Annotated in this window: 14 protein-coding genes and 1 pseudogene; 7 read left to right on the top strand and 8 right to left on the bottom strand. The window is 59.4% G+C overall.

The window, feature by feature from the left end; translation table 11 throughout:
• The first annotated feature begins 41 nt into the window (after positions 1-41).
• Positions 42-326 carry a PepSY domain-containing protein gene (locus tag RZS28_RS19095; RefSeq protein WP_318655258.1) on the top strand — a complete coding sequence of 95 codons (285 nt, stop codon included), beginning with the start codon at positions 42-44 and terminating at the stop codon, positions 324-326.
• Between the two features lie 1,115 nt (positions 327-1,441).
• A pseudogene (locus RZS28_RS19090) lies at positions 1,442-1,890 on the top strand (VIT1/CCC1 transporter family protein).
• Between the two features lie 82 nt (positions 1,891-1,972).
• Here RZS28_RS19090 and RZS28_RS19085 read toward each other — a convergent pair.
• Positions 1,973-2,254: a c-type cytochrome gene (locus RZS28_RS19085; RefSeq protein WP_407341228.1), complete on the bottom strand. Its 282-nt coding sequence runs from the start codon at positions 2,252-2,254 to the stop codon at positions 1,973-1,975.
• Positions 2,255-2,451: 197 nt separating this feature from the next.
• On the bottom strand, positions 2,452-3,102 hold the full coding sequence (locus RZS28_RS19080; protein WP_407341227.1) for a hypothetical protein: 651 nt from the start codon (positions 3,100-3,102) through the stop codon (positions 2,452-2,454).
• Between the two features lie 475 nt (positions 3,103-3,577).
• Between RZS28_RS19080 and RZS28_RS19075 the strand changes: the two genes are divergently transcribed.
• The 5 genes from RZS28_RS19075 to RZS28_RS19055 all read left to right on the top strand — a co-directional run bounded on the left by RZS28_RS19075 (position 3,578) and on the right by RZS28_RS19055 (position 10,514).
• Positions 3,578-4,291: a response regulator transcription factor gene (locus RZS28_RS19075; protein WP_318655256.1), complete on the top strand. Its 714-nt coding sequence runs from the start codon at positions 3,578-3,580 to the stop codon at positions 4,289-4,291.
• Entirely contained in the window at positions 4,257-5,714 is a 1,458-nt protein-coding gene (locus tag RZS28_RS19070; RefSeq protein ID WP_318655255.1) for a HAMP domain-containing sensor histidine kinase, read from the top strand. Before RZS28_RS19075 ends, RZS28_RS19070 begins: the two co-directional genes overlap by 35 nt.
• Positions 5,715-6,690: 976 nt before the next feature.
• Entirely contained in the window at positions 6,691-8,043 is a 1,353-nt protein-coding gene (locus RZS28_RS19065) for a hypothetical protein (protein ID WP_407341226.1), read from the top strand.
• A 154-nt stretch (positions 8,044-8,197) separates the two neighbouring features.
• A complete protein-coding gene (locus tag RZS28_RS19060; RefSeq protein WP_318655253.1) occupies positions 8,198-9,505 on the top strand; it encodes an MFS transporter in 1,308 nt (435 codons plus the stop codon).
• Positions 9,506-9,794: 289 nt separating this feature from the next.
• Positions 9,795-10,514, top strand: a complete 720-nt coding sequence (locus tag RZS28_RS19055; RefSeq protein WP_318655252.1) for a hypothetical protein — start codon at positions 9,795-9,797, stop codon at positions 10,512-10,514.
• 43 nt (positions 10,515-10,557) lie between these two features.
• Here the strand turns inward: RZS28_RS19055 and RZS28_RS19050 are convergent, their stop codons facing one another.
• The 6 genes from RZS28_RS19050 to RZS28_RS19025 form a co-directional block, all read right to left on the bottom strand.
• Positions 10,558-10,941, bottom strand: a complete 384-nt coding sequence (locus RZS28_RS19050) for a hypothetical protein (RefSeq protein WP_318655251.1) — start codon at positions 10,939-10,941, stop codon at positions 10,558-10,560.
• Between the two features lie 337 nt (positions 10,942-11,278).
• Complete coding sequence (locus RZS28_RS19045; RefSeq protein WP_318655250.1) at positions 11,279-12,034, bottom strand: cytochrome b/b6 domain-containing protein; 756 nt, start codon at positions 12,032-12,034, stop codon at positions 11,279-11,281.
• 275 nt (positions 12,035-12,309) lie between these two features.
• On the bottom strand, positions 12,310-13,644 hold the full coding sequence (locus RZS28_RS19040; protein ID WP_407341225.1) for an ATP-binding protein: 1,335 nt from the start codon (positions 13,642-13,644) through the stop codon (positions 12,310-12,312).
• A gap of 44 nt (positions 13,645-13,688) precedes the next feature.
• On the bottom strand, positions 13,689-14,348 hold the full coding sequence (locus tag RZS28_RS19035; protein ID WP_318655248.1) for a response regulator transcription factor: 660 nt from the start codon (positions 14,346-14,348) through the stop codon (positions 13,689-13,691).
• On the bottom strand, positions 14,348-14,689 hold the full coding sequence (locus RZS28_RS19030; protein ID WP_318655247.1) for a PepSY domain-containing protein: 342 nt from the start codon (positions 14,687-14,689) through the stop codon (positions 14,348-14,350). Before RZS28_RS19030 ends, RZS28_RS19035 begins: the two co-directional genes overlap by 1 nt.
• On the bottom strand, positions 14,682-15,224 hold the full coding sequence (locus tag RZS28_RS19025) for a cytochrome b/b6 domain-containing protein (protein ID WP_407341224.1): 543 nt from the start codon (positions 15,222-15,224) through the stop codon (positions 14,682-14,684). The genes RZS28_RS19030 and RZS28_RS19025 overlap by 8 nt, the downstream gene beginning before the upstream one ends.

Raw genomic sequence — 15,224 nt, 5'->3', positions numbered from 1 at the left:
GTGCTTCCTCGGCTGTCGGGGGCGTCGGCGGGAGAGCATCAGTGAAAAACGCGTTGGTTGCGGCGATTTTGGCCCTCACGCCATGTCTTGGGGCCGTGCCGGTTGCGGCGGATCAGGCGTGCACCGCGCCGCTGGCCTACTGGCAGCCGCGCGAGGCTCTGCAGACCAAGCTCGAGGCCGAAGGCTGGACCGTGCTGTCGATCCGCTCCGACGACGGCTGTTACAAGGTCAGGGCGACGAAGCCGGGAGGGGAGCGCCTCGACGCCAAGTACGACCCGGCGAGTCTCGAACGCGTCCAGCGCAAACGGGATGAAGACGACGACTGACGGTTGCGCGGCTATCCGTTTCAGCTCCACCGCCAAGGCGGCGCCGGGGGCATGTGCCATTGGCCTAAAATAGGCGATTTTCCAGCGGATTTATCAGAGCTACGAGGATCCTATTGCATTGAACTCCACACATTCTGGCTTTTGACTTCCGTCGCCATTGACAAGTAAACTGGGGCGAACATGACTACGGCGATTTTGGTCATGATGGGATCATTTGCGGCGACCGCGTGATAACGACCAGGCGAGTCATTCATCGACTTAAGCGTCAGTTTTCTTATCCCCTCTGGCCGCGCAAGGGTCCCTTCTGGTAGCAATTTCCGCCGCCCCTGGCGCTAACGCTTGAGCGACACGCCTCCCGCGTCGAGAACCTGCAGTGGCTATACGCAACTGAGCCTAATCGCTCCGGGCCGCCTACGTATTTGGCGCAATATGTTGCAGCATTGGTCGAGTCCAGAAAAGAACCCGTCGCCATGACCGTCGCTATGATTGTCAGATGAAGCATGACTGCCTACCCCTCAACCCCAAAACTCATTTTTCTTGTAAGTTCGTCGGCGCGCAATGCGCTGAATCAATTCTGAAGACGGTCGCCATAAATCGCTTAAATCGCGTTTGTCGCCGTGCTCGCCCGGCATCCACAGTGACCGAGCCTCAATGGGAGGGTGACTATCCAGCCGGGGCGAGTCCTCCGCAGAGGGTCGACAGCGAGGGGGCGCCAGCCCGGGTTTGCAATCAATTCTCAGTGGAAATCAACAGCCTTCACGGTAACCGCGCCGCAGACGTGGTGTGAAATACAACGTGAGCATAACAGCCAATTATTTTGTTACATGCTCGGTTTGCTGCGATGAAGATCTGAACGGTCCCAAGAGAGAAGGCGACGGCAACACTAATCGACGTTCATCGGCAGTCGGAATCGAGAGCCATGTGCCCTATCACTCGACCTCTTCAAAGGACGAGCATTGCCCGTTCGCCCCAGCGACCTGGGCCGCTTCTTCGGGACGGTCCGGCGCCTCTCAGGTGCTACAAAGGCGTTTTCACCTTGCGACGGCATAAATGTCATCCTCAGGTTCTATTTTCTCGCAGGCATTGTGGCACGCTCCGATGAAAGGTCGAAACTCGTGGCGCGTCCCAATCTTGAATACCACCTTGTCGAACGCATTGGCTGGTGGCGCCGTTCTCGGCGCCACTGACGGGATTATTTCCACCGCCAGCCTGATCGTCGTCGGTCGCCGCGCACGCTACCTCCCCCGATGAGATTTTGGTTGCCGGAGTTGCCGGGATGATTGCTGGCTCGATGGCCATGGCCGCGGGTGAATATGTCTCCGTGAGCTCACAAGCCGATCCAGGCGGCTCTCACGTCAGCGGCGACATTTGCCCCCGGCGCCGCGCTTCCGATTGTGGCCGCAGTCCTGGCGCCTCACTGATATTCTCGGCGTTCCTCGGCGCGATCGGAGCGAAGATCGACGGAGCCAGCATCTTCAAACCAACGCTCCGCGTCGTCTTCTGGGGAGCGTTCGCGATGGCAGTGACGGCTGGCATTGGCGCGCTCATTGGCAAAGCTGCTTAGCGACTCATCACTCCATTCGATCCGTAACTTTACGTAGGCGAATTCAATAGCGTAGTTAGCTAACGTGCCAACTGTGCTAGCGTTATTTATCGATGGCTTTGATATAGGCGATAATGTCCGCAATTTCGCCGCGCGACAGGCTCATATTGGGCATCTTGGGATGGGGATCTGTGAGAAAGCCTTTGAGCTTCGAGGCTTGCTTTTTGCGTGCTATAGAGGCGAATGTCGGCGCGTCCGAATTAGCCAGCGCCTGATTCGACGCCACTAAATGACATGCTGAGCACCAGCGTTTCGCGACGATTTCACCGTGCGCCGCGCTTCCCTTGGCTGCATCGTCCGCCGAAGCGTGGGGCAGCGAGGCCATCAAAGCCAAAAAGAAAAGCGGTCCGAGAACGAGCCAGCGGTTACCGGCGGTAGGCATAAGCATTGTGCGACTCATTCAGCTCGATATTTTATGCCTCTATAGCATTTTCCCTACGTTATAATAGTTTCTAACCGGCCCAAGGGTCGCAAGATCTGCCCAGTCCTCGGCAACGAACGCGCCTGGGCCCCACGTTCGATTCAATTGGCGTATCCCTTCTCGGCGCTCGGCTTCGATCCTGCGTTCTCATAAATATCCTGCTCCTGCCCATTGTGAATCCGGACCCGCGATTCGATGGCCTCGATGATGCGTTGCCCGTCCCTGATCAGAGATCGATCCGCGTCATTCGGACCTCGCCCGTCAACGAGGCGGCTCAGCAGTCGTGCCAAATGCAGAATCTCGCGATGGGCGCGGCTCATGGCAAAGAGACTGGAGCTGTCGGAAAGAAGATTCGCGAGCTGCGGATAGATGGCGTTTTCGTCCGCGCGCTCGCATGCCGCTTGAGCTGCCAGAGAATGGTCGTGTCGCTGGCCGCCATCCCTCCGCCGGCTTCTCCGACAGGCAGTGCCTGCCGGAGCCTCAAGCCGGCTACGCCCAAACGGCGCAGCAGCCTTTCGCTGACGCGGCCGCCAGCAGCATGTCCAAAGAGCCGCACGAACTCGCCGACGCGGCGCGTTCGCCGAGCAAAGGCGGGCGGCGCCTGTCAATTTCTCGACGAAGGTCTTCTGCCCGCATTCCTCGTTGCGGCATCTCCAGCGGCCTGTCCGCAGCCGGACAATCACTGGCGCGCCCTGGAGCGGAAGATCCTGCAAGCGCCGCACGTGCCAACTGTGCCTCAACGTCGATTGCATCGCACACCTCGGGCAAGATCGCGCCCCGGTTCCTTGCGCCGAAACAAGCCAACGTCCCTCGAAAAATTCGACGCCCCGCACCTCAATCCCCGGCCCAAGGGACAATTTCGCTTTTTTCTCCATGCCCTATCAGGACAAAAAGCGCCACCTAAGCAATACCAAACACGCAAAGTGAAGCAGACCCCTAGATCTGGAACAATCAAGGTGCGATGATCACTTGCAGCGGGCGGCGGCGAGATGGAAAATCTATCTCGACCTCACGCGCTGAAGGCGCGATTAGCCATGTCGTCATCGGCGGCATGAATAGACGCCGACAAATGCGATGGTCGCCCCGCGGCGCGCACCGGGTACTGCAGGTGCGAGCGGCCGTGCTTGACGGCCGCGTCGACATCTCGGCAGTTCGAACTGCCGCCTAACGCCCAAGCGTTTTACCCCCCCCCCCCGGCAAATTGACTTGGTCAAGATCGAGGTTTCCATGCGGCTTCTTGCAATCGAAGACGAGCCTAGGCTCGGGCAATTGATCGTATCAAACCTAACGCAAGCGGGGTTTGCCGTAGACTGGTCGCAGACGTTAGGTGAGGGGAAGGAGTTTGTGGCGGCAAATTCCTATGATCTCATTTTGCTCGACCTGAGGCTTCCCGATGGGAACGGCCTCGATTTCCTTAGAGCCCTCCGGCAGAGCCGTAACAATGTTCCCGTCGTCATCTTGTCGGCTGCGGATACCGTAGATGATCGTGTGATCGGCCTAACAGAAGGTGCTGATGACTATCTCGTAAAGCCGTTTTCCTCTTCCGAATTAGTCGCCCGAATACGTACCGTCTTGAGACGGCCCGGGGCAGCGCTTGGAATCAACCTTATCTGTGGAAATGTCGAATTCAACACCGTCAGCTCAGCAGTTTCCATCGGGGGCGCTCCGATCCAAGTGCCGCGTCGCGAACTCTCCATCCTCGAAGCGCTTATGCGCGCGAACGGTCGGGTGGTTACCAAAGCTGCGCTTGAGGAAGCCGCCTACGCCATGGATAACAATCGGCAGTCGAACGTCATCGAATCGCACCTGTCGCGACTTCGTCGGCGCCTGGAATCTGCCGACGCCCAGATTAGTATCAGAGTGGCTCGTGGCATTGGCTATCGCCTCGAGGAGACAAGGGACCAAAATGCGGTATCTGACGAATTCTCCAGCATCCCTTAAAGCAAGACTGCTTGTTGCGCAGTGTGTTGTCTTCGTTGCGGCATTGCTGGCCTTCATCGGCACATATTTAGCATTTGAAAAAGGCGATATGCGATATCATGTCATCGATGCTACGTATGACTTGACCCACCAGTTGGCGCGGGCGATTGTCAAATCGCCAGATGGCATTCCCCAGTTTGCAATCCCAATCAGCCTCGCCCACGAAATCGAACGGTATCCTCATGCGCAATATGGGGCCATCGATGAAGCGACAGGCGGCGCAGTCGTCTGTCCTGGGCAAGCAATGCCGCCGGCCGAGTTGCCGAAAGAGCCGAATGTCTCTGAGGGATGGTTTCGCTATGTCGGATCGGACAACGTTCCGCGCAACGGCGCTTTCAAACGGGTAATAACGCCCTACGGTTCCTATCGCGTCTATTTCGTGCAGGTGGAATCCGTGTTTGGTCTGACATTGGCGGGCCTGGAAGACGAATTACACGACGAGATATTCCCTGTCTTTTTGCCAATGATGATAGTCGGCCTGCTCGTCACATGGAATACTGTTCGGAGGGCGCTGCGGCCACTGCAACGCGCATCGGATGAGGCGGCGACGATATCGATGGATCGTCCCAATAGTCGAGTATCGACCGATCGTTTGCCAGCCGAGATATTGCCTTTAGTCACTGCGATTAACAAGGCGATCGGGCGTCTCCAGGCCGCTCTCGCCCAGCAACGGCGCTTCAGCGCCAACGCCGCCCATCAATTGAGAACGCCGCTCGCGATCCTGCGAACAAGGATCGATGGGCTTCCGCCCACGACGGTACGGACCGAGCTTTTGCGCGACGTCGATCGCATGACGCGTCTCGTCAGCCAGCTCCTCACTGCCGCCCGCCTCGAGGCGGGGCAAATGGCAAATTTTGAAGAAGTCGATCTGACGGAATTCGTCAGGAGAATACTGGCCGAAATTGCGCCGCTCGCCCATGCCGCTGATCGAGATCTGGAACTTGATTCGCCAGGCAAAGTGACCGCGATAGTAAGCGCCTCGGCTCTTGAGGAAGCAGTTCGAAACCTCGTCGACAATGCCCTACGCCATACCCCGCCCGGCAGCACTGTCTGTGTCTCCGTGCAGCCGGGAGCGACGATCGAGGTTAGCGATAGTGGGCCCGGCGTGCCTCTAGAGCTCCGCGGGCAAGTCTTTGAGCCTTTTTGGTCGGCTGCGCGCAAATCTGAAGGAGGCTCCGGACTTGGGCTGGCGATTGTGCACGAGGCGATGCAGGCCCAAGGCGGTTCAGTGGAAATTGCCGACGCAAAGGGTGGGGGAGCCATCTTCCGACTCGCGCTCCCACAGGATTCGATGCTCTTACGAGAACGCGGCCTTGCATCAGTGGACGCGTCCCACGCGGCGGGGACGACGATGGATCCTGGATTTTCAGCTACCAAAGCCTAGAGGCCCCAATTCAACCGCATGCGATTGCGGTCCGATGAAACCGAAAGCCTCGCGCCACGCCAGCTATTCGTAGAAATTTCGATAGCGAGGAGGAAGCCAAACTGATTGCGTTGGCGGGATCCTATCCCCCGAGGCTCACGTACCGCGGATACCGTGGTTGCCGGAGAACGAGGCCGTGGAGCTGGACATCATCGTTCGCGGCAGTGACAGCACAATCTGGCGCACTCTCAATGAACCGGCGCGTAAGTCTGCTGTAATACTGGGGTCAGACTACGGTTAACATAAGCTAATATAGTCTCCTCGTGCGGTTGGAAGCGAGTCACGGAACTAACGCCCGAAGCCCCGAGTGATTTCGAAAATCGCTCTTAGCTTGCCACTTCCGGCCCGTCGAACCCAAGGAGTTCGATTGTCTTTGGTGTCAAATATCGCTTTCTATTATCCCTGCTGGGCGAGCTGCTGCTAGCAGCCTCCGCCATCGGGCCGCTCGCCCAAGCGGCCGTGCGCGGAGATGCAACTCCAAAGGTGCGGGGTGTCGATCCGCTGGGCCTTCGTCATGCTCCAGGACAGCAAAGGCAGCCGCAGCCGACTCCGAGCGAATAGGCGCGGAAGCTGGGTTCTTCTGGGGGTTCGGGTGACGAAACGAGAGGCGAAGCGGGTGCAATCTGCGCGAAGGGCGCGCCCGGCTCATTGGCGCCTCGGCCGAATTTTGGCCTCAAAGTGCGCCGATTGGCGACAATCCGAAGCATACCGAATAGTTCCCGAACGCTCATATCATCGAATGTAGCGATCGCAACAAGTTAGTGCAGGTGCTATGAACCGGATGGCTATAAAAACTATGGCGCTACAAGCATCTTCGGTCTCGCAATCTGGCCGATGTCCGCTTGCATTCGCAGAGAGATTCTCGCCGCCGCCGGGTTGCTTTGCTTCCCCCAGTCGGCGTGACGGTCTGGCAATCGGTCTACCAACGTTGATAGCCTTGGCGCCGATGCTGGGTCATCGCCTCGATGATCGTAAAGTTGTAGCCAGGCGACAGGCTTCCGACCTTGCTTCGCATTATGCCCTGGCGTCGGAAATTCCATTGCCTGCCGGAGTGGACCTAAAGGATTTTTTTGTCGCGCCTCTCGACATTTTGCCGTTTCGACGAGCTGGCCAGCGGCGCTTTCAGCTGCTTGAGCTCAATGGAACTGGAATCGGCGGCCTGACCAATATGCCGGTCGATTTAGTCGAAGAAATCCTCGATACGATCGGTGAGATCGGAAATGCCTGCAAAGGGCCAGCGCCGCTCGTGGTGGTGGCGTCTTCAGGACGGGAGGCGATGGGCGATCGCAAGCCTAGTCACCTGCTGCATGAGAAGCTTCTTTTCGTCGATCGGATCGCCCGGGCTCTCGAAGAGCGCCTTGGCGATGTCGAAATTCTCGCGCTTGATTCGCTAGTTGCGAATGGCGGGTGGCGAGGGCCCTCCCGTCCGACTGTGCTCCTGGGATACACCCGCGAGCTAGTTTCACACACTCATGTCATCTGCGGTATGCCGCGTTTGTTCGGCCGCAGCGTTGCTGGAATTGTCAATGACCGATTCCTGTTCAATCTGACAGCCGCATATGGCGCCTTGGATATCGACTCATTCTTACCAGCCAACCGGTGCTATGAATCGGGAGCTGACAAGGCGACCGCCTACCGCCATGTAAATTCCTTCGCCGCCCGCAATACCTTCGACGAGGTGGGTGCAGAAATCCACTTCGACGTTTGCAAAGATGCAGAAAGCCTAATCGAAACCGTCCGGGCTCGCCTCGGCCACGGCGAGCAGATCGTCATCAAGCCGAGCGGCACGGGGCACGGCGACGGCATCGAGTTCTTCTTCGGCGGCGAAGACGAAGAAGTTATCCGAGAGCGGTTAGGGCGCTCGCTGGCCGTCGTCCATGAACGTTACGGACAAGGCGCCGGCTTCCCCTACGCCGCGACGGAATATCTGGACGCCGAAGTGATCAGGACGCCGGGGCATGCCTTGAAGGGCTGTAAATTTGAGCTGCGGATCGTCGTTTACCGCAGAGGCTCGATGTTGCGGGCAGTTCCGTCAATCGCTAAGGTGGCGCCGGAAGTCTGGGATGCGCACAATCCGACACGCGGTTCCCTTATCAACAATATTTCTGCCTCGGTCAGGGGCGAAAAGACCGGCGGCGCCGATCATCTGCTGCCGTTGTGCCTGCCAGAGACGCTATCCATCCTAGATCTCGATGAGGACATTCTGACCAAGTTGTGCCGTTGGGGGACAGGTTATGTCGCCCATGTCCTTTGGGAAACTCGGCGCCAGTCGTCCACGGCGGGCCTGTGATGAAGCGACAGATCCTTTCGCTTCTCGAAATCTTGCCTAGTATCGCCTTGTTGCGAGCAGCCTGCCGCGCTCGCCGCCAGCGGGTCGGCCTGGTCCATCGCAAGGGCTGTCAACTAGAATTTCGAGACGCCCGCCCGCATCGGGTGGGCGCCGCATGACAGGGCGAGCGGCGTCGCTGCCACGTGCATGGCGGATTTATGCCGTCTGCAATTTCATCAGCCAGATTGGGACCTGGATGCAGTCGACGGCGCAGGCGTGGCTGGTCCTCGAACTGACGGGGTCGTCGGAGCTGCTCGGCTTTTTGGTCGCAATCCAATATTTTCCGGCGGTCGTTTTGGCCATACCGGCAGGGAAAGTAGCGGATCGGTGGGGTAGACGAAACCTTTTGCTGTATGGCCAGGCCGCGATGGCGATGCTGGCCGGAGGTCTGGCGGCCGTCGTGGCGGCCGAGAAAGCCACTTATCCCGTTCTCGCGGGCTTTGCGTTGCTGCTCGGCATTGGCAACGCGCTATCGCAGCCAGCCCGCATCGCCATGGCCGCGACTTTGGCTGGTGGAGAAGGCGCCGGAACTCACGGGCGCGTGAGAGCGGCAGGGATGGCGACGCTGTCTTTCAATCTCGCGCGTATCCTGGGGCCGGCTCTGGCGGGTTTCGCAATCGCCGCATATGGTCCTACTTTCGCCTTTGCAATCAACGCCCTCTCTTTCCTTCCGCTTCTTCTGTTTCTTGCCGGCATGGATGCGGACGACCGGGTCTCGTCGAGCCTGCGGGGCTCCGGCCGTGCGGCGTTCAGTCTGTTATGGACCAATTTGTCGACGCGGATTCCCCTGCTGACGGTGGCTGTAGTCGGGGTGTTCGCAATCAATGTGCAAACCCTCGTGCCGGCTTATGCGCGGTTCGGGCTGGGGCTCGATGCCAACGGTTTCGGATTGCTAATGGGCGCGTTCGGCGTCGGGGCCTGTCTTGGAGGATTTCTGCAATGGCGGTGGCCCGCTGCCTCGATCTGGCGCCCGCTGGCCGCCGCTGCGGGGCTCGGCTTATGCCTTGCTGCTTTGTCGGCGACCCATCGGTTTCCGCTGGCCGCTCTCATCCTGACGGGATTTGGCGTCTGCACAGCGACCGTGCTTTCCTCGGCCTCCGCCGCGGTTCAGCGTTTAGTTCCCGATCATCTGCGCAATGCCGCCACCGCCTTGCAGGTGACGATTGTGCTTGGCGCCAATCCGTTGGGAAGCGCCCTGACAGGGTGGATGATCGAGCTTTTTGGTCCGAATGGCGGCAGCGCCGTGCTTGGCGCCATCACCCTCGCTGCCGTCATGGCTCTCACGTTTACCCATCGTCTTCATGCTGTCGGCGCACTGAATGCAGTCAAACACGGATTCGCGCAGAAGCTTCAGCCAGCTCGATCGACTAGCGCGGCGAAAGCGGCCGTCAGGTCAGCAGGCAGGGTGTCAGATGGCGCTTAATGGGCTCTTCCTCAATCTCTGTGAAAAGCGCCCGTCGATCGATCTTGCAAGCGGCTGCAAATACGAGGCCTTTCGGTCAAATTTTACCGTTTGTCACCTTTTCGAAACTTTCCGCATCTCATAAGCCAAATCCGAGCGACCTATCAAAGCGTTGGAAAACACGAGGTCGCGGGCTTTCACACGGTTTGAGGAAGAGCCAATCAGCGCCATCCCGACAGCCATAGTGTCGCCGCAACATTCAATCTCTTTACGCCTCGCGCATGTTCACGCAGACAGATGACGAGAGCTTATGCATAAGATCAAATATCGATTCAGCGATCCCGGACTCAAGCCGCGCCGGACGAAGCTAGACGTGCCTGGTTGGGGCGGTGAGCCCGAGCCTCGCAAGACCGGCTCCCACGAACAGCCGTGGCATTGCATCCCCTTCGCGGAAGGCGCGCAATACGGAATTGAGCTGTTCTATCCGTTCGAGCAGGACCTGCGTGTGAGCACGCGGGATGGTCGCCTCGTAATCGAAGGCCGCTCGGGCCCCGATGAGACAGGCGCCTATCAGCCGCCGTTCAGATCTTTCGGCGACCAATATTACACCTATCAAATACTTCTGGACCTAAAGGTTGAAGAAGGGTTCGCGTTTAGAACGGAACCACATCCCCGCTTCTATACCGATGCGACCGACACCGTCCCTATCGCCGTGCCGGCGCTCTTGAGGAACTGGTGGCCCATGATGTTCTTCATGGTTTTCAAATCGCCGAGCGAAGGCCGAACCCATATCTTCAGATTGGGCGAGCCATTCGCGCAGATCATCGTCATCCCTGAAGATCCGGACTTTCAGCTGGTCCCGATGTCGGAAGAGGAGGCCGCTGAGCGCGAACTCCAAGCGCGGCGGATTTACAACTCCCGCTCGACTTTGTCGGCGGCAACCCAGTGGATCTCAACCACCAATACGGTATTTGACGCAACCTATCGCCAGATCCACCGGGCGGCGACAGAGAAAAGCAGGAAGAAATAATCGCCCGCAACAGGTCTCAACCATCTTGACCGCAATGCCTCACCTACTCAGGCTGCCCATCATATTCCTCATAATAATGGTGATGATGATGATGGTGGTGGTGGTGGTGGTAATCGTACGGCGGATAGTAATGGTGGTGATGATGATGATGGTGGTGGTGATAATAAGGATAGTCGGGATAGGCTGGGTAATATTGCGCAACTCTCACTTTTGCGTTTCCTGAAACCGTCTTGTTGGCGAAGGCCGCTCTGGCCGCTGCGGCGTCCGCCGCACGTAGAAGGGCCGCCGCATTTGGTATGGGCTCCAGCAGCTCGGCGTAAGAGCCGGGGTTCATCAGCTCGGCGACATTCGCCGGTGAGGCTTGCGCCGCGCTCCCCGACGCCGCGGCGGACATTGCGCCAATCATTCCAACAATCTTCTTATCCATCTTCTCCCTCACCACAGGATTTCGTTTACGAAATCCGGGACCTGACAGTAGACGCGTCGGCGCACAAGCCGCAAAAACCAGTCGAGCCCGCACGGATGCCCATCCTTTGAGGCTCTTTTGAGGGAGATTTCGGTGCTACCCCAAAATTCAAGCCTTTTGCGACGAGCGTTTTGGCGTCAGCCCGGCAGCACCTTATGAATGCGCCCCTTCCGATGAATTGGCCATGAATGGAATATGGCCCGCTGAGGTCAGCGCGGCAAAAGCCGCACCGGGGAAGACGGTTCGAGCCGGTTTACAATTGAGCGTTAAGAATCACAGCGGGGAACGCACCAAGAACTCATTCGGCGTCCGGCGGCTTCCTCGTGAGGATCTTGCGGCCCGTGAACATAGCGGACGTGATGCTGCCGCCCTCATGAAGCTCGGTGAGAACCACGGCTACGATGTGAAGGGCGATAACAATTGCCAAAGCGTAGAACGCAAGCTCATGGACCTCGACGATTGGCCCGCGAAACGCGCGCATGGCTTGATAAGACGCCTTATCGATCAAGTCGGAGGCGCCGGGCTGAACGGCTGTCGGGTCAACTCCCGGAGCGGCGATCCATTGTGCGAACCAATGCCCGAATGGCGGCCAGAACAAGTCTGTTCCGGCGATGACGAGCCCGGTTGTCAATTGGATGAGCAGGAGCATGAAAAGAACGGAAACTCCGATGCGCGCCAGGGGATTGTGTCCGACGAATTGTTGCGGCTCGCCGGACAAGAAAGACAGCACGTAGGCGCGCAAAGACGTCAGGTAGCCGCGGCCGCCCGGCAGAATGCCTCGCCAGCCTGTATAGCGGTTGCCGTAGAATGCCCAGACGAAGCGCCACAATAGATTGATGGCCATGACGTAGCCGAACGAAACATGAATACTTTTCAGCAGGATTTTACCTCCCGCCGAAAGTCCTAGAGCGTCGTCGTTGAGGATCACGACCCCAGTCGCAATGAGCGCGAGGACGGCGAGCGCATTGATCCAATGAAACCAACGCGTAGGCGCGTCCCACGCAACGTACTCCTTATACTCTGGAACGAAATCGGGGGATGAACGCTGGGTCATGGGTCGAGCCTCGAAAATGCGTTACCGGCGGCCCGTCGAAGGCTCGCCGTTTTGGTTAGATGTTTGGGCCAAATGCGCCCTGCGGAGGTCCTCGCACGAAAGCAGTCAGGCCCCCCGAGGTGCATTAAGCACTACCAGCTGCCCTCACGGCACTTGCCGAGTGTAGCATTCAAGCAAGCCGTTGCAATTTGGCCGCTCCGCACATCCCGCTCTGAGAATACGGTAACGCGAAGCGACGTCTCGCGACCAAAGTTAAGCGCATTGCATGACACTGACTAAGTCCTCAGCGGCTTAGTTTGATCAATCGCCGTCGTCGCGACGGGAAGGACTAAGATCGCCGCCAAACCGCCGAGGCTTGATCGATCGAGGCGCAGCTCGCCCTTATAGGCTCGGGCGAGGTCGCGGACGATGCCCAGGCCGAGGCCCACTCCGCCCCGGCTTCGGTCGAGAGGGAGCGCGCCGCGGCCGATCTCTTGGGCGGCGGCGGGCGCCATGCCAGGCCCGTCGTCCTCGATCGTAAGGATGCAGCTGGCCGCTTCCCGCACGGCCGCAATCCGAACCTTCCTATGCGCAAAGCGGCACGCATTGTCGAGAAGATTGCCAAGCATTTCATCGATGTCCTGGATATCAACGGCGACCTCGGTCGGCTGTACGAGTGTGGCGTCAAGATCGAGATTGCGGTCGCGATAGAGGGTTTCCAGCGCCCGCATGACCTCGAACACGCGATCGGCGACGTCGCAGTGAATTCCGGGAAGGCCCGCCGCGGCGACGGCGCGGGCGCGCGCCAAGGCATGATCGACCTGGCGCCGAATCGCTGCCGCCTGCGTGCGCACCGTTTCTGAGGCTTCGCCGCCGCCGAGCGCATCGGCCGCGTTAGCGAGGATCGCCAAGGGCGTTTTCAAACCATGCGCCAGATTGCCGGCCTGCACCCGCCCACGCTCGACGACCTCACGGCTATGCGCCAGGAGCGCATTCATATCCTCCACCAATGGCGCGACTTCGGACGGGAAGGCGCCATCGATCCGGCCGCTCCTGCCGCCTCGAACGGCCATCACTTGGGCGTGGAGCCTCGCAAGCGGTCGGAACACCATCCAAACCTGTCCGGCGACGAGGATGGAGAGGCCAACCCCTACCGCGGTGAAAGTGACAAGCAAAACATAGGAGAATGAAGCGATGGATTTTTCGAGGTCGGCGACATCCGCGGCGATGGCGGCGCGGACGATTTGAGAATAGCCAGGCAAAGTCACACGGCGCTCGATCGCGACCAATTGTTGGCTGTTTGGGCCAGCAAGCTTATGGCGATGAACCTCGCCGTCGGCAGGAGCGTCGACTGGTAGAGGGAGCACGGAGTCCCAGAGCGAACGTGAGCGTATGCGGTTGCCGGTTTGATCCTCGACCTGCCAATAGAAGCCGCTGTAGGGCTGTTGGAAGCGCGGGTCCGCGAGAACCCCCGCGATGACCAGAGCGCCGGAAGAGTCCTGGCCAACTCGGCCGAGCAGCTGGTCAAGATGCGCCGAGAGCTCGGCGTCGAAGCGTCGCTCGATTTCGCTGCGAAACAGATGGACCAATAGCGCGTCCGCCACGCCAAAGGTCAGCGCGCAAACCAGCAAGGAGCTCGTTAAGACACGCCCGCGCAGCGATCTGGGCATGCCGATCATTGCGACCTCAGGCGATAGCCAAACCCACGCACGGTTTCGATCGCATCGGCGCCGAGCTTGCGCCGGAGCCGCGCGACGAACACCTCGATCGTATTCGAGTCGCGATCGAAATCCTGCGCGTAGAGAGCTTCGATCAGCTCGGCTTGGCTGACGATGTTCCCGGCGTGGCGCATCAGACAGGCGAGCGTTTTGAACTCTTGCGCGGTCAGCCGGATCGGCCGCCCGTCGCGCCGCACCTCCGCCGCGGCCAAATCCAGCTCCAGGCCGCCGGAGTGCAGAATGGGGCTTGCCTGACCATGCGCCCGACGGATCAAGGCGCGCAGCCGCGCCGCAACTTCGGCAATTTCAAACGGCTTTGCGAGGTAGTCATCCGCGCCGGCATTGAGGCCGACGACTTTCGCGTGCCAATCTCCGCGTGCGGTGAGAATAAGAACCGGGGTCTTATGATCCGCCGCCCGCCATTGTTTCAAGATGTCGAGCCCATCCCTGTCGGGCAGGCCGAGATCGAGAACAATCGTGTCGTAGAATTCTTCGGCCCCGAGATAGGCGCCGTCCTCTCCGGTCGCGGCCACGTCGACGGTGAAGCGCTCGCGCTCTAGGCCCTGCTTGAGCTGAGCCGACAAGGTGCGGTCATCCTCGATGATGAGCACGCGCATCAGTCATCCTCGTCCGTCGCGCGTCCGACCGGATGGTCGGACAGTTTTCCGTCAGGCAGAATCTCTCCAGTGCGCGCATCAAGATGTCTGAGCCTGATCTTTCCATCCGTCGCAATCACGCGAAGTTCATAGACATAGCGGCCGGCTTCCCGCTCGAGTTCGGCCCGAAGCAAGCGGTCATCGCCCAGTCGGGCGCGCGCCAAGATTTCGCTAAGCGGCAGGATTTGACGCGCCTCAAGAGCCGATAATGCGCGATCCTGGTCATCCGCGGCGATCGCGCGGCTTGCGGCGATCGACGCCACGGCGGCGACGATCAAAATTAATGCGCGGGTCTCAAGCACGTTTGCGCCCCGTTATCATGGCGAGCGGGAGATTCTCGCGATGACGAATGCTCTCGAAAATCGCTCCGCCAACATGGATGCACACGCAGAGGGCGGCAAGAAGAGCGATCGCCTCATGGAGGTCCTGCAGCCAGCGGACGCCCCAGAAGGCGTCGGTCGTCATCAGCCAACCGGTGAGGGCCAGAAGCGCGATCTGAGCAAGCAGCGTGACGATCATCACGCCGCCAACTGGATTGTGGCCGATATACCGCTGCTCGCGCCCGCGCGACATATCACGAACATAGACGAATAGGCTTCTCAGGGATGGAACGAAATCTGCGAACCGGGCGCGCGAAGGTCCGATGAAGCCCCATGCGATGCGCAGCGCGACCAGACCCCCGGCGAGATAGCCGAGGGCCTGATGGATGGCGCCATTGCCCTCGGTCAGGAGATAGGCGGCGATGAAACATGTCGCGAGCGTCCAATGGAATATCCTGACGAGCGGATCCCAGACGGGGATCATGTTCAGGGTCGGTGCGGTCGCATTGCGCATCAT

It is taken from the genome of Methylocapsa polymorpha, assembly GCF_045689225.1.
Lineage (GTDB): Bacteria > Pseudomonadota > Alphaproteobacteria > Rhizobiales > Beijerinckiaceae > Methylocapsa > Methylocapsa polymorpha.
The sequence above is the reverse complement of the archived record's forward strand: the minus strand, read 5'-3'. Positions and strand labels throughout refer to the sequence as shown.

Coding starts and splice junctions, on each gene's coding strand:
- RZS28_RS19075 (WP_318655256.1), top strand. CDS start 3,578: ATGCGGCTTCTTGCAATCGAAGACGAGCCTAGGCTCGGGCAATTGATC.
- RZS28_RS19070 (WP_318655255.1), top strand. CDS start 4,257: ATGCGGTATCTGACGAATTCTCCAGCATCCCTTAAAGCAAGACTGCTT.
- RZS28_RS19080 (WP_407341227.1), bottom strand. CDS start 3,102: ATGCAATCGACGTTGAGGCACAGTTGGCACGTGCGGCGCTTGCAGGAT.
- RZS28_RS19055 (WP_318655252.1), top strand. CDS start 9,795: ATGCATAAGATCAAATATCGATTCAGCGATCCCGGACTCAAGCCGCGC.
- RZS28_RS19060 (WP_318655253.1), top strand. CDS start 8,198: ATGACAGGGCGAGCGGCGTCGCTGCCACGTGCATGGCGGATTTATGCC.
- RZS28_RS19025 (WP_407341224.1), bottom strand. CDS start 15,224: ATGATGCGCAATGCGACCGCACCGACCCTGAACATGATCCCCGTCTGG.
- RZS28_RS19045 (WP_318655250.1), bottom strand. CDS start 12,034: ATGACCCAGCGTTCATCCCCCGATTTCGTTCCAGAGTATAAGGAGTAC.
- RZS28_RS19050 (WP_318655251.1), bottom strand. CDS start 10,941: ATGGATAAGAAGATTGTTGGAATGATTGGCGCAATGTCCGCCGCGGCG.
- RZS28_RS19035 (WP_318655248.1), bottom strand. CDS start 14,348: ATGCGCGTGCTCATCATCGAGGATGACCGCACCTTGTCGGCTCAGCTC.
- RZS28_RS19085 (WP_407341228.1), bottom strand. CDS start 2,254: ATGGCCTCGCTGCCCCACGCTTCGGCGGACGATGCAGCCAAGGGAAGC.